This window comes from uncultured Psychrosphaera sp. (genome assembly GCF_947500655.1).
GTDB lineage: Bacteria > Pseudomonadota > Gammaproteobacteria > Enterobacterales > Alteromonadaceae > Psychrosphaera.
Genome location: NZ_CANMSK010000004.1, coordinates 45196 through 59040 on the forward strand (window position 1 = coordinate 45196; position 13845 = coordinate 59040).

A 13845-nucleotide genomic window follows, 5' to 3' on the forward strand; every position below is an offset into this window, starting at 1 on the left:
TGACTTTATTATATTTAGCATAAGCACTTAATATTGAGTCAATTATTTATTTTGGATACTGAGTGAATTTTAATATTAAACATATATTTAATGCCATAGCTTACGGTCTAGCTGTCGCGTTATTAGTAATTATACTAACACCGTCATTACGCGAAAAGATGGGACTAACTAAATTTACTGAAAACGTTATCCAACCGGAAGCCATGTCTTTTGCTTTTGCCGTACAGCAAGCAGCTCCTTCTGTGGTCAATGTTTACTCTGTAGTAAACACTAGAAATACATTAGGCCAACAGCAAGAATTAAATGATCTAGGCTCTGGTGTACTAATGACCAGTAATGGCCATATTTTAACAAATTATCATGTCGTAGATAATGCCGAACTTATAATGGTATTACTGCAAGATGGCCGACAATTCAGTGCAGAAGTTATAGGTTTGGATGAAGTTACAGACCTCGCGTTATTAAAGATAGATGCCAGTAATTTACCTGCTATTCCACAAGAGCCTGATTTAGAAGCACAAGTTGGTGATATTGTCCTAGCAATCGGTAATCCGCTAAATTTAGGACAAACGATCACGCAAGGCATTATTAGTGCCACTGAGAAAAAAGGTCTGGCTAATAACCAGTCAAGTCATACTGATTACATTCAAATGGATGCGGCTATTAATTTAGGTAGTTCTGGCGGTGCGCTTGTTAATTCAAGAGGTATGCTGGTTGGTATCAATACCGCAAAAGCCCAAAGAGATGTTCAGGGAATATTTTTTGCTATCCCTTACAAGTTAGCAAAACACATCACAGACCTTTTGCTAGCTGATGGCGAAGTTACTCGTGGTTACTTAGGGCTTGACGGGTTTGCAATTAATCAAGCAGGAGTCGCAGTTAGAAGCTCAGTAGAATCAATTGCAGGGATTAAAATCACCAATGTCGACCCATTTGGACCTGCATGGAAAGGTGGGTTACGATCGGGTGATATTATGTTAGCTATTAACGGTAAGCAATTAGTCAGTTTTCAAGAATTATTAAATATAATAGAAAATACAAAACCAGGTAATTACATTCAGATCAGTTTATCAAGAAACAGAGAGATGCTTAATAAAGATGTTCAGGTAGGAAAATTAGAAATCGGCAATTAGATTGCCGATTTCTTAAATAAGATTAGAAACTTAAAAATGTCTAATCTTTTATTCTTGTGATTTTAGCACCAAGGCCAGTAAATTTTTGTTCGATATCTTCATATCCACGATCAATATGATATACCTCATCAAGTTGCGTTGTACCTTCGGCAACTAATCCAGCAATAACTAAGCTAGCTGATGCTCTAAGGTCTGTTGAGACAACCTGAGCTCCCATCAATTTATTCTTAGTAGGACAAATAGCTGTATTACCTTCAAGCTGTATAGTTGCACCCATACGACGAAGTTCAGGGACATGCATAAAACGATTTTCAAAAATAGTTTCTGTAATTGTGCCAACACCTTCAGCAACTACATTTAGCATAGTAAACTGGGCTTGCATATCAGTAGGAAAACCAGGATGAGGTAATGTTTTGATATTGACAGCTTTTAACTCTCTACCGCGCATATCTAAGTGGATAGAATTTTCATCCCATGTCACTAATGCATTAGCATCACGTAATTTTTCAACAACTGGTTCAACTAAATGATAATCCGTATTCAAACAGGTAATTTCTCCACCCGTTACCGCAGCTGCGACTAAGAAAGTTCCAGTTTCAATACGGTCAGGCATAATTGAATGTTCACAACCGTGTAACGTTTCAACACCTTCAATTTCAATATTGTTACTACCAGCTCCAGTGACTTTTGCACCCATTTTATTCAAACAGTTTGCTAAATCAACAATTTCAGGTTCACGAGCCGCATTTTCAATAACAGTTATACCGTCAGCTAATGCTGCAGCCATCATTAAGTTTTCGGTAGCACCAACACTTACGGTGCTCATATAAATACGATTACCTTTTAAGCGCCCATCAACTTTTGCATTAACATATCCAGCTTCTACAGTAATTTCTGCGCCAAGTTTTTTCAAACCTTCGATATGTAAATCAACAGGACGAGCCCCAATAGCACAACCACCAGGCAAGGACACTTCTGCATGACCAAAGCGAGCTAATAAAGCGCCTAATACTAAAATAGACGCTCGCATACGATTAACTAGCTCGTACGGTGCAACGGTAGAATTAATTGTTCCAGCATTAATAACGACTTCATTTCCATTAACGGAAACTTTAGTACCAAATTGCTCAAGAAGTTGGCACGTAATACCAATATCTTGTAATTTAGGAACATTAGTATAAGTACATTGTTCTGCAGTTAGAATCGAACTAATTAAAATAGGTAGCGCCGCATTTTTAGCGCCAGATATAGTAACCGAGCCAGATAATGCTTGGCCGCCTTCTATGAGCAATTTTTCCATAATTTATTATTTTTTCTTTAAGAAAGTTGTTGTAGTTTTTTGTCTCTAGCCCAAGCTTTCGGGGTATACGCCTTAATACTGACAGCATGCATGCTGCCATCGGCGATGTAACCCGAAAGTGGTTTTAACACAAGTTGCTGTTGTTTTACGCGAGATAGCTCTTCAAAACAAGTCCCAACAGCAATTATTTGAAAATGAGAGCCGTCTGATTTAACAGAGACCTCATCAAGTTGAAGCTCAGATGCGAGTCTTTCTTCAATGTCTTTTAGTTCCATTATTTACCCAATGATTACTAATTACTATTCTTTTAAGGGCAATAATCCTAGCACATTGCTGATCTCAGCCAAAGCTATTAATTGCTTTGATGGACTCAGTAAGGTCACAGTTAAACTTTTATTTTGATAAAAAGCGATCATTTTTAATAGAAAGGCAAGGCCCGCTGTATCTACAGAGGTCATATTTGCTAACTCAATGAATACATCCGTTGTTCTCGTTGGGAAATCAAAAACTTTATTATCATTGAGATTAAATCTATCAACATCACCAATGATATCTATTATATTATTAGCTAATTTTAACTTCATAATCAATTAACCGATAGACTTAGTTACGATAGGTTTAGTTGATTTTTCTAATAACAACTCAGTCACTGACTCAATACCCTGTTGGCGAATTAAACCTTGCAGTTCTTTAGTTTTACTACTTAATACACTAATACCTTCAGCAACCATATCGTAAGCAGCCCATTCACCAGCTTTATTTTTTCTTAAAATAAATTCAATTCTAATATCAGGCTTACCTTCGTCTAACACTCGAACTTTAACTTGAACACGACGTTTGCCTTCAATGTTAACCGCGGGTTCAAATACAACTTGTTGATCTTTATATAAGGTTAAAATACCAGCGTATGTCGCAATTAGGTATTGACGAAATGCAGCATAAAACAACTCTCTTTGTGCTTTAGTCGACTTTTTATAATAAGGACCCAATACCATAGCAGCTGCATATTTATGATTTATAGATGGAGCTAGCTCTTCTTCAACAACAACTCTTAGTTGTTCAGGATCTTTTTGAATAGTCTCTTGCTCTTTAGCTATACGATCAAAAAGATCTTGAGCGACAACTTGAACGAGCTTAAATGGGTCTTTTTTTCCAGCTTCTGCACTAATTGCATTAGTACTTAATATTAGCGTTACTATTAACAATCCAAATTTCAACATTTTATTATTCACTTCCCTGACTAAATAAAAACTGACCAATCAATTCCTCTAATACTAACGCAGATTTAGTATCTTCGATAAAATCACCTTCACCCAAAATACCAACGGTTTCATCAATAAAACCAGGTTCTAATCCTAAATACTGCTCACCAAGTAAGCCTGAAGTTAAGATCGATAAAGAACTCGTATCAGGAAAGTTATTATATCTAGTATCAATGGCTAATTTTGCTACTGGTGCATAGTCTTCGGTGTCTAGTTTAATTTCTTCAACACGGCCCACTACAACGCCACCAACTTTAATGGAAGAACGAACTTTTAGTCCTCCAATATTGTCAAATTTTGCGTATAGGTTATACGTTTCTCCTGATCCTGACATACCTGAACTAGCAATATTCAGAGCTAAAAACATAAGAGCCGCAATACCTAATGCGACAAAGAAACCTACAAGTAATTCTATTTTTTTTGATATCATTTTCTCTCCTACCTAACTGCCAAACATAAGGGCGGTTAGTACAAAATCTAATCCTAAAACGGCTAATGATGATTGAACCACAGTTTGTGTTGTTGCCCGACTAATACCTTCTGAAGTTGGTATCGCATCATATCCTCTAAATATCGCAATCCATGTCACTACGATTGCAAATACAATACTTTTAATAATACCGTTGAGTATGTCACCCTCAAATTGCACACTTGCCTGCATAATTGACCAAAAACTTCCTTGGTCAACGCCTAACCATTCAACACCAACTAAATGTCCACCTATTATACCAACAGATGAAAACAACATAGCTAATATAGGCATACTAAATACGCCAGCCCAAAATCGAGGAGCTATTACTCGTCTCAATGGATCGACAGCCATCATTTCGAGACTAGTTAATTGCTCCGTTGCTTTCATTAGACCAATTTCAGCCGTTAAAGCAGATCCAGCACGACCAGCAAACAACAATGCAGTAACAACTGGGCCCAACTCTCTTAATAAAGATAAAGAGACCATTTGTCCTAAACTATCTTCTGCACCATAATCAACAAGAACTGTATAACCTTGCAAAGCTAATACCATGCCTATAAATAAGCCAGATACTAAAATAATAACAAGAGATAAAACGCCTATTACATAAACTTGTTTAACAAATAGCGGAAAACCTTTTGCCAAGTTTGGTTTTGCAACAATAGCACCAAATAGCATAAAAGAGGCACGACCAATGGCCGAAAAGCGCTCTATTGTGTTTTTACCTAAATTTTGAATCCAATCCATATTAGCCCTGCATTAAATCTTGAGATATTGATGGTGCAGGATAATGAAATGGTACAGGACCATCGGCTAACCCTTTCAAAAACTGCTGCACTAACGGCGAATCACTTTCGAGTAACTGTTCTTTTGTTCCATAGCCGATTACACGTTTATCGGCCATTATGTAAATATAATCAGCAATGCCCATTACTTCTTTCACATCATGAGATACCACAATACTTGTTAAGTTCAATGATGTGTTTAGATTTCTGATCAATCGAACCAATACTCCCATAGAAATAGGGTCTTGACCAACAAACGGTTCGTCATACATGATTAGTTCTGGATCTAAAGCAATAGAACGAGCTAATGCAGCTCTTCTTGCCATACCTCCAGATAATTCATTTGGCATAAGTTCATAAGCACCACGTAAACCAACAGCTTCTAATTTCATTAGAACCATAGTTCGAATAATATCTTCTGGTAATTTAGTATGTTCTCTAATTGGAAATGCTACATTGTCGAATACATTCATTTCAGTGAAAAGTGCGCCACTTTGAAATAACATGCTCATTTTTTCACGCACGGCATATAATTCTTTACGACTTAATTTAGGAATATTTTGACCTGAAACAATAATATCACCAGAGTCAGGATATAATTGCCCGCCAATCAAGCGTAGTAAAGTTGTTTTACCAATCCCACTAGGCCCCATAATCGCAGTGATTTTGCCTTTTGGAAAAACCATTGAGATATCATCATAAATAACACGTTCACCGCGTGAAAATGTGACGTTTTTTAATTCAACATGTGGTGATTCAAAATCAGTTTTATTTATATTCATAATAGTTTTTATATTTTTACCAAAAACCCTATGGCTGATGACTTCCCTAATAGTTCAACTATTGTATTGATTTAAGCTAATCATTGCTACGACTAAAACGTTAATAAATGTAAACAGAAGCAGAATAATATATAAATAGGTAAAGATTTACTATTATCTGGCGGTTTCGTTATTTATATTTTGATTTATCAAACGAGTATAGCCACAATAAGCCACTATTTATTGATAAGACGATCTTTATTACATGTTAAGTGCAATTATTATTTTAATACTTTCTTTTGCTGCATTAGTTTGGAGTGCCGATAAATTTGTTTATGGTGCATCTGGTTTTGCCAAAAACTTAGGTATATCTCCAATGATCATAGGATTAACAATCGTTGCTATGGGCTCCTCTGCACCCGAGATTATGGTTTCAGCTAATGCCGCACTTGCAGGTGCGACTGACACATCCGTAGGAAATGCGATTGGTTCAAACATTACCAATATTTTACTGGTATTAGGTGTAACAACACTTGTTCGACCGCTTATTGTATCGTCCACAACTATATATAGAGAAATGCCTATTTTGTTAGGCTTCACCTTACTGGCTTGGTGGATATTGCATGATAATTATTTATCATTTAATGAAGGTTTATTTTTAACCGCTAGTTTTTTTGGTTTTATTGGCTTTTTAATTTACTTAGCTAAATCATCAAATGATGCAAATGATCCGTTACTTATGGAAACCCAAGATGAAATTCCAAGTGACTTACCTACACCTATTGCATTAGGCTGGGTGGTATTTGGTTTAATCTTATTACCTTTAAGCTCTCATTTTTTAGTCGAATCGGCAGTAACAATAGCAACCTACTTTGGATTAAGTGAGCTAGTTATTGGTTTAACCATCATAGCTCTTGGCACTAGCTTGCCTGAACTCGCCGCGAGTGTTTCAGGTGTGTTAAAAGGTGAGGATGATTTAGCTATTGGCAATATTATAGGTTCGAACATATTCAATATATTGGCAGTATTAGGCGTTGGGGCATTAATCAATCCTAGCGTTATTGATCCGCAAGCGGCGACACGTGACACTATGGTTATGATTGGTGCTACTTTAGCATTATTATTTATGGCAATGAGTTTTGGTAAAATCAGAAAAATAAACAGGATAGACGGTGGAATATTACTCACTGGTTTCTTGGTTTATCAAATAGCTCTGTTTATTTAAAATATATAAAGGTAAATCTCTAGGTATGAGTATTTCTCAATTTTCAAAGTCTGCTTTACAAGTCATCAATATTGAACTGCAAGCAGTAACAAACCTAACACACTCAATCGATGAACAATTTGAGCTAGCCTGCCAAACTATTCTATCAGGTTCGGGTAGAGTAATAGTCACAGGAATGGGCAAGTCTGGCCATATAGCTAATAAAATAGCCGCAACTTTAGCTAGCACAGGCACGCCTTCATTTTATGTACATCCAGGTGAAGCCAATCATGGTGACTTAGGCATGTTCACTAAAGGCGATATTGTACTAGCTTTATCAAACAGTGGTGAAACTGCAGAAATATTATCTTTATTACCACTGCTTAAGCGGTTAGGTTGTATTATTATTGCGATGACAGGCAATGCTAAATCGACACTTGCTGTAAATAGTGATTTTCATTTAAATGCTGCGGTAAATGAAGAAGCCTGCCCTTTAGGACTAGCACCGACAGCATCAACGACAGCAGCTTTAGTTTTAGGTGATGCGCTTGCAGTTACTTTATTAGAAGCCAGAGGCTTTACCGCTGAAGATTTTGCGTTAAGTCACCCAGGCGGTTCATTAGGTCGCAAATTATTACTAACCACTAAAGATATTATGCATACAGGTGAGCGAATTCCTTTGGTAACCGAGGAAGCCTCGCTCAAACAAGCTATTTTAGAAATGTCTAAAAAAGGCTTAGGCATGACTGGAATAATAAATAATGAAGGTCAGCTAACCGGAATATTTACCGACGGTGATTTACGCCGTTGTCTTGATCAAGACAAACCAATTAATGAAATTAACATTACTGATATGATGACTAAAAACTCAGTAACCACACAAGCAAACATATTAGCAGCACAGACGTTAAATATTATGGAAGCGAAAAAAATTAATAGCTTATTTGTACTAGATGATGCAAACAAACCTATCGGGGCATTAAACATGCACGACTTATTAAGAGCTGGTGTGATTTAATGGATTTATATAGTCAATGGTATCAAACAGTTGAATCTGTAGTTCAACAAAAAGCAAAAGCCATTAAATTATTAATTTGTGATATCGATGGTGTATTTTCAGACGGCTCTGTCATTCTAGGTAATAGTGGTGAAGAAATGAAAGCCTTTAACACCAAAGATGGCTTCGGTATAAAAGCGTTAATGGCTGCAGGTATTGAAGTAGCTGTAATAACAGGTCGAAAATCCACTTTATTAGAAAACCGCATGAAAGGCCTAGGTGTTAATCATATCTATCAAGGCATGGAAAATAAAATCATCGGTTATAACGAATTACTTAAAAATCTTAATTTAACCCATGAGCAAGTGGCATATATTGGTGATGATGTTCCTGATGTGCCTGTTATGAAATTAGTTAATTTAGCGGTTTCAGTTAATGACGGTCACCCGTATGTAAAAAGTATCGCCGATTTAGTAACAGTAACAAATGGCGGTCGCGGTGCAGTGCGAGAGCTCACTGATTTCATCATTATGATGCAAAAAGGTGAAGAATACCTACTTAATTATTTTGAGGGAACTAGCGCTTAATGAATATTAAACTGTTCATATTTTTAGCCTTTTTGGTTATAAGTTTTCTTTGGTGGTTACCAACGTTAGACTCTGAGCAATCAACCGACAGTGAAACAGTAAGCGATTTAATACCTGAATTTACCGCTAAATTTTTACACCAAGAATTATTCGACAGTGATGGTAATTTAGAGCAACAAGTATTCTCACATAAAATGGAACACTACGCTGATTTGTCGCTAACTCACTTTAAACAGCCAGAGTTCACAATTTATCAAGACGGTGAGCCCTTTTGGCGTATTTCAGCTCAGATAGGTAATATGCAAGACGGACTATTGTTATTAGAGGACTCTGTATCTATGTTACAAATATCCGACAACGTATTAGTTAATTCAGTTACTACTGAGTATTTAGAAATAAACTTAAACACTAATATAGTTAGTACCGATAACGAAATTACGATTCAAGGTAAAAACACGACCATTGTAGGTAAAGGCCTAACGGCAGACTTAGAACGCAAGACACTATCTTTAGTTAACCACGTTCAAACAATAATTAAAGGCTCATGATCATGAACTTAAATAAAACATTTGCAGTTATCTCTACTATTTTCATCTTATTTTCTACATTAGCCTCAGCGTCTGATGATTTAATTATTAATGCTGACAATCAAGACTTGGACTATAAAAATAATACATTACACTTTTCAGGTAATGTGGTGGTTCAACAGAGTAATGTCACTATTAAAGCAGATGAATTATTTGTGATCACCAAAGATGGAAACAGCGAAAAACTAATTGCCACAGGAAAGCCAGCCGTATTTTCCCAACAAGAAGAAGGGAAAGATGAATTATCAGCACAATCTATGGAAATTATCTATTTAGTTGAAACTCAAGTACTACAACTTTCAGGTAATGCCAAATTCCAACAAGGCGGCTCAGTGGTTGAAAGTGCCAAAATTGAATTTGATTTAAAAGCCCAGCGAGTAAAAGCTGAAGGTGATGAAAGTAATAATGGACGAGTAACCACTCGTTTAAAAACCAAAAAAGATTGATATTAACATCAGCAAATTAGAGTAATTTTATGTCAAGTTTAGTCGCCAAAAATTTAGCTAAGTCGTACAGCAAACGTAAAGTTGTAAAAGATGTTAGTTTAACTGTAAATGCTGGAGAAGTTGTTGGTTTGTTAGGGCCAAATGGCGCGGGGAAAACCACTACTTTTTATATGATCGTTGGCTTAGTGCCAAATGATAAAGGCAGTATCACCTTAAATGGCGTCGACCTAAGTCATGAACCTATGCATGTCAGAGCTAGACAAGGTATTGGTTATTTACCACAAGAAACCTCAATTTTTCGTAAATTATCTGTGTCACAAAATATTATGGCCGTTTTAGAAATGCGTAAAGATCTTAGTGCGCATGAAAAAGCAGATAAGTTAGATGATCTTATTTCCGAGTTTCATATTGAGCATATAAGAGATAGCGATGGCATGGCTTTATCCGGTGGAGAGCGCCGCAGAGTAGAGATAGCGCGTGCATTAGCCGCTGATCCAAAAATTATTTTATTAGATGAACCATTTGCTGGCGTCGACCCTATTTCAGTTATAGACATTAAAAAGATAATTCAACAACTTACCGCAAAAGGCATCGGAGTACTAATAACCGATCATAATGTGCGAGAAACACTTGATGTCTGTGAAAAAGCGTATATCGTAAGTCATGGAGAACTCATTGCTGAGGGAACTCCAGAACAAGTTTTAGCAAGTGAAATTGTAAAACAAGTGTACCTAGGCGATCAGTTCAAGTTATAGTAACTGTCACTTATGAGTAATCAGTTAAACGCGTTTAAGTATCGGAATTAAATGAGACCTACATTACAACTCAGAATGGGTCAGCAATTAACAATGACCCCTCAATTGCAACAAGCGATTCGTTTATTGCAGTTATCCTCATTGGAATTACAACAAGAAATTCAAGAAGCTCTTGATAGTAATCCATTGTTAGATGGCGAAGATGAACAGCAATCACAAGAGCTTGATGCTGAATATGATGGTGATTTAAAATCTCTGCAAGAAGGGACTTTAGAGCTATCTTCTGACGACGACACTGAGTGGTCTCAAGAAGAAGTAGCGTCCAACGAAGCACTTGAAAGCAACACTATTTCTGATGAACTAGCTACCGACACCACATGGGATGACTACATGAGTGCAGCGCCAGCTAGCTCAGGTCCCGCTTATGAAGGTGAAGATACAGTCTATCAAGGTGAAACCACCGAAAACATCCAAGACCATTTATTATGGCAACTTAATTTATCTCCATTTACCGACGAAGATTTAGCTATAGCAACTGCTATTATTGATGCGGTTGATGAAAAAGGCTTCTTAACCATATCGGCTGAAGATATAGTTGAAAGTATAGATAACGAAGAAGTCGAGATTGAAGAAGTTGAAGCCGTATTAAAACGCATTCAGCATTTTGACCCTGTTGGTGTCGCAGCTCGTAACTTACAAGAGTGTTTATCAATTCAATTGAAACGTTTCTCAGATGAAACTCCTTGGAAAAATGAAGCCATTGATGTCATCGACAATTACATCGACCTGCTGGCAAATCGCGACTATCGCACCTTATTACGTAAAGCCAAATTAAAAGAACCAGAATTAAAAGACATCCTAGAGCTTATCCAGCAACTTAATCCAAACCCTGCCAGCATTGTTATTAAAGACGAAATTGATTACGTCATTCCTGATGTAAGTGTGGTGAAGAAAAAAGGTCGTTGGATTGTTGAGCTAAATCCCAATTCTATGCCTAAACTTAAGATCAATGAACAATATGCGTCGCTGAGTAAAACATCGAAAAACTCTACCGATACACAATTTGTTCGCTCTCACTTACAAGAAGCAAAGTGGTTTATTAAGAGTTTGGAAAGCAGAAACGACACCTTATTAAAAGTGTCTAATTGTATAGTACAACAGCAACAAGCATTCTTTGAATACGGTCCAGAAGCGATGAAGCCAATGGTACTTAACGATGTTGCTGAAATGGTAGATATGCATGAATCAACTATTTCTAGGGTGACTACACATAAATATATGCATACCCCTAGAGGTATTTTCGAACTAAAATATTTCTTCTCTAGCCATGTAAGCACTGAAAATGGTGGAGAATGTTCTTCTACTGCCATTAGAGCTTTAATTAGAAAACTGGTGGCTGCAGAAAACCAAGCTAAACCGTTAAGTGATAGTAAGATTGCAGAGATTCTGGCAGACCAAGGTATACAAGTCGCCAGAAGAACCATTGCAAAATACCGGGAATCGTTAAATATTCCCCCTTCAAACCAAAGAAAACGCTTGGTATAAAATCCAAGTTAAAGTTAATACAGAAGGAATTACTTATGCAAATAAACCTAACATGTAGACATATTGAAACTACAGACTCTTTGAGAGAATACGTCGATTCAAAATTCTCTAAATTAGAACGACATTTCGATCATATTAACAACGTCCATGTGATCTTAGACGTTGAAAAGTTAGCTCAAAAAGCCGAAGCAACTTTACACGTTAATGGTGGTGAGTTGTTTGCGACCTCGGAACATAATGATATGTACGCGGCTATAGACGGCTTAATTGATAAGTTAGACAGACAAGTAATTAAACATAAAGAAAAATTAACTAAACATTAATTAAATTATAACTATAGAAATACCAAGGATGGTGTTTCTTAACCTTAACTTTTGAGCACACATCAAAAGAAAATGTAGTAAAAAGTAAATGAATTTAAAGTTTATTCTTCAACCAGAAAGCACAAAACGATTAACCGACTGTGCTAGTAAAAAGAAAGTGCTCGAAAAAATTGCCCTATTAGCCAGTGAACAACTCCCTGATCATTCATTTAATGATATTTTAGAGAGCTTAATGAGCAGAGAAAGACTAGGTAGTACAGGCATTGGCAATGGAATTGCAATCCCCCATGGTAAGTTAACAAATATAAAAAAAGCAGTTGCCGTTTTTTTGGTTAGCGCAGACGCTATAAGTTATGATGCCATTGATAAACGTCCAGTTGATATCTTTTGTGCCTTGTTAGTTCCTGCCGATCAATGTGATACACACTTGTCTACACTCGCCTCAATTGCTAAATTATTAGATAATAAAGAAACAGTTAAAAAAATACGACGTGCCGAGAGTGATCTCGACCTTTACAACATACTTGAAGCGGCATAAATGCATATATTTATAGTAAGTGGCAGATCAGGATCTGGAAAAACAGTAGTTCTTAGGGTTTTAGAAGACCTTGGGTATTACTGTGTGGATAATCTACCTGTTAATTTACTACCTGCATTATCTCATTCCCTTGAAAAAAATTATGATCAAGTAGCCGTTAGTATAGACGTAAGAAATTTACCAACCTCTGAGCAAGAGCTATTAGATAATCTAGATTTTCTTCCTAAAAACGTCAATGTTACTGTGTTATATATTGACGCCAGTGATGATGTATTAATTAGACGTTATAGCGAAACTCGACGTTTACACCCACTATCTAAAGGCGAATCATCTTTACCAGAGGCGATAGCACAAGAAAGTAAATTATTAGACGAGCTGGCCAATAGAGCCGACTTATATATAGATACATCCCAACTCAATGTACATCAACTAACTGAAATGGTTAGAGAGAAAATACTTGGAAAGTCATCCAAAGAATTAGTATTAACCTTTGAGTCTTTTGGTTTTAAATACGGCGTACCAAATGATATCGACTTTGTATTTGACGCTAGATTTTTACCAAACCCGCATTGGGAGCCTGAGTTACGGCCACTCACAGGCTTAGACTTACCCGTTAGAGAATACTTAAGTGGTGAGCCATTAGTAAATAAATTTACATTTCAAATCAATAATTTCATTTCAACTTGGTTGCCACATCTAGAGCGTAATAACCGTAGCTACTTAACAATCGCAATCGGTTGCACCGGCGGAAAACATCGCTCTGTTTATATAGCAGAAACGTTAGCAAGACAGTTTAAATCCCGAGACAAAAACATTCGCGTTCGCCATCGTGAAATGTCCCGTTACGAGAGTTAGAAAAATGGAAAGTAGCCGAACAGTAAAAATAGAAAATAAATTAGGTTTGCATGCCAGGGCTGCAACCAAATTGGCTCAATTAGCTCAAAATTTTGATGCTTCTATAACCTTAACCCAAGCTGATAAAACAGCCAATGCTGACAGCGTAATGGCCCTGTTAATGTTAGCCAGTAATCAAGGCAAAGAAGTTACAATATCAGCCAAAGGTAATGATGCAAAACAAGCTGTAGATGAAATTTGCCAACTTATTAGTAACAAATTTGACGAAGAAGAATAACTAGACTCACGCAAGCAT

General features: G+C 36.6%; 19 protein-coding genes. 12 read left to right on the forward strand and 7 right to left on the reverse strand.

Annotation, left to right across the window (positions count from 1 at the left end):
- The first annotated feature begins 62 nt into the window (after positions 1-62).
- On the forward strand, positions 63-1133 hold the full coding sequence (locus tag Q0940_RS04925) for a trypsin-like peptidase domain-containing protein (protein WP_299264912.1): 1071 nt from the start codon (positions 63-65) through the stop codon (positions 1131-1133).
- 40 nt (positions 1134-1173) lie between these two features.
- On the opposite strand, the gene murA is transcribed toward Q0940_RS04925, so the two are convergent.
- Genes murA through mlaF form a run of 7 tightly spaced genes read right to left on the reverse strand, consistent with a single transcriptional unit; the run spans position 1174 to position 5734 of the window.
- The gene (murA, locus tag Q0940_RS04930; RefSeq protein ID WP_299264915.1) at positions 1174-2433 is read right to left on the reverse strand and encodes a UDP-N-acetylglucosamine 1-carboxyvinyltransferase; all 1260 of its coding nucleotides are present in this window, start codon (positions 2431-2433) and stop codon (positions 1174-1176) included.
- Positions 2434-2450: 17 nt separating this feature from the next.
- Positions 2451-2708, reverse strand: coding sequence for a BolA family protein (locus Q0940_RS04935; RefSeq protein ID WP_299264918.1), 258 nt, complete (start codon positions 2706-2708; stop codon positions 2451-2453).
- Between the two features lie 24 nt (positions 2709-2732).
- On the reverse strand, positions 2733-3017 hold the full coding sequence (locus Q0940_RS04940; protein WP_299264920.1) for an STAS domain-containing protein: 285 nt from the start codon (positions 3015-3017) through the stop codon (positions 2733-2735).
- 6 nt (positions 3018-3023) lie between these two features.
- Positions 3024-3653, reverse strand: coding sequence for an ABC transporter substrate-binding protein (locus Q0940_RS04945; RefSeq protein ID WP_299264923.1), 630 nt, complete (start codon positions 3651-3653; stop codon positions 3024-3026).
- A 4-nt stretch (positions 3654-3657) separates the two neighbouring features.
- On the reverse strand, positions 3658-4125 hold the full coding sequence (gene mlaD / locus Q0940_RS04950; protein WP_299264927.1) for an outer membrane lipid asymmetry maintenance protein MlaD: 468 nt from the start codon (positions 4123-4125) through the stop codon (positions 3658-3660).
- A 12-nt stretch (positions 4126-4137) separates the two neighbouring features.
- On the reverse strand, positions 4138-4914 hold the full coding sequence (mlaE, locus tag Q0940_RS04955; protein ID WP_299264930.1) for a lipid asymmetry maintenance ABC transporter permease subunit MlaE: 777 nt from the start codon (positions 4912-4914) through the stop codon (positions 4138-4140).
- A gap of 1 nt (position 4915) precedes the next feature.
- Positions 4916-5734 carry a phospholipid ABC transporter ATP-binding protein MlaF gene (mlaF, locus tag Q0940_RS04960; RefSeq protein ID WP_299264933.1) on the reverse strand — a complete coding sequence of 273 codons (819 nt, stop codon included), beginning with the start codon at positions 5732-5734 and terminating at the stop codon, positions 4916-4918.
- 244 nt (positions 5735-5978) lie between these two features.
- Between mlaF and Q0940_RS04965 the strand changes: the two genes are divergently transcribed.
- The 11 genes from Q0940_RS04965 to Q0940_RS05015 all read left to right on the forward strand — a co-directional run bounded on the left by Q0940_RS04965 (position 5979) and on the right by Q0940_RS05015 (position 13827).
- Positions 5979-6938, forward strand: coding sequence for a calcium/sodium antiporter (locus tag Q0940_RS04965; protein WP_299264936.1), 960 nt, complete (start codon positions 5979-5981; stop codon positions 6936-6938).
- 25 nt (positions 6939-6963) lie between these two features.
- Positions 6964-7935 (forward strand): KpsF/GutQ family sugar-phosphate isomerase, encoded by a 972-nt coding sequence (locus Q0940_RS04970; protein ID WP_299264938.1) that lies wholly within the window; start codon positions 6964-6966, stop codon positions 7933-7935.
- Positions 7935-8501 (forward strand): 3-deoxy-manno-octulosonate-8-phosphatase KdsC, encoded by a 567-nt coding sequence (gene kdsC / locus Q0940_RS04975; protein ID WP_299264940.1) that lies wholly within the window; start codon positions 7935-7937, stop codon positions 8499-8501. The genes Q0940_RS04970 and kdsC overlap by 1 nt, the downstream gene beginning before the upstream one ends.
- Entirely contained in the window at positions 8501-9049 is a 549-nt protein-coding gene (gene lptC / locus Q0940_RS04980) for an LPS export ABC transporter periplasmic protein LptC (protein WP_299264944.1), read from the forward strand. Before kdsC ends, lptC begins: the two co-directional genes overlap by 1 nt.
- A gap of 2 nt (positions 9050-9051) precedes the next feature.
- The gene (lptA, locus tag Q0940_RS04985) at positions 9052-9534 is read left to right on the forward strand and encodes a lipopolysaccharide transport periplasmic protein LptA (RefSeq protein WP_299264946.1); all 483 of its coding nucleotides are present in this window, start codon (positions 9052-9054) and stop codon (positions 9532-9534) included.
- A gap of 29 nt (positions 9535-9563) precedes the next feature.
- Positions 9564-10289, forward strand: a complete 726-nt coding sequence (gene lptB, locus Q0940_RS04990; RefSeq protein WP_299264949.1) for an LPS export ABC transporter ATP-binding protein — start codon at positions 9564-9566, stop codon at positions 10287-10289.
- Positions 10290-10340: 51 nt separating this feature from the next.
- Positions 10341-11834: an RNA polymerase factor sigma-54 gene (locus Q0940_RS04995; protein WP_299264952.1), complete on the forward strand. Its 1494-nt coding sequence runs from the start codon at positions 10341-10343 to the stop codon at positions 11832-11834.
- A 35-nt stretch (positions 11835-11869) separates the two neighbouring features.
- Positions 11870-12157 carry a ribosome hibernation promoting factor gene (gene hpf, locus Q0940_RS05000; RefSeq protein WP_299264956.1) on the forward strand — a complete coding sequence of 96 codons (288 nt, stop codon included), beginning with the start codon at positions 11870-11872 and terminating at the stop codon, positions 12155-12157.
- A gap of 88 nt (positions 12158-12245) precedes the next feature.
- Entirely contained in the window at positions 12246-12695 is a 450-nt protein-coding gene (locus Q0940_RS05005) for a PTS sugar transporter subunit IIA (protein ID WP_299264959.1), read from the forward strand.
- Positions 12696-13550, forward strand: a complete 855-nt coding sequence (gene rapZ / locus Q0940_RS05010; RefSeq protein WP_299264962.1) for an RNase adapter RapZ — start codon at positions 12696-12698, stop codon at positions 13548-13550.
- 4 nt (positions 13551-13554) lie between these two features.
- Positions 13555-13827: an HPr family phosphocarrier protein gene (locus Q0940_RS05015; protein ID WP_299264965.1), complete on the forward strand. Its 273-nt coding sequence runs from the start codon at positions 13555-13557 to the stop codon at positions 13825-13827.
- Positions 13828-13845: the final 18 nt, after the last annotated feature.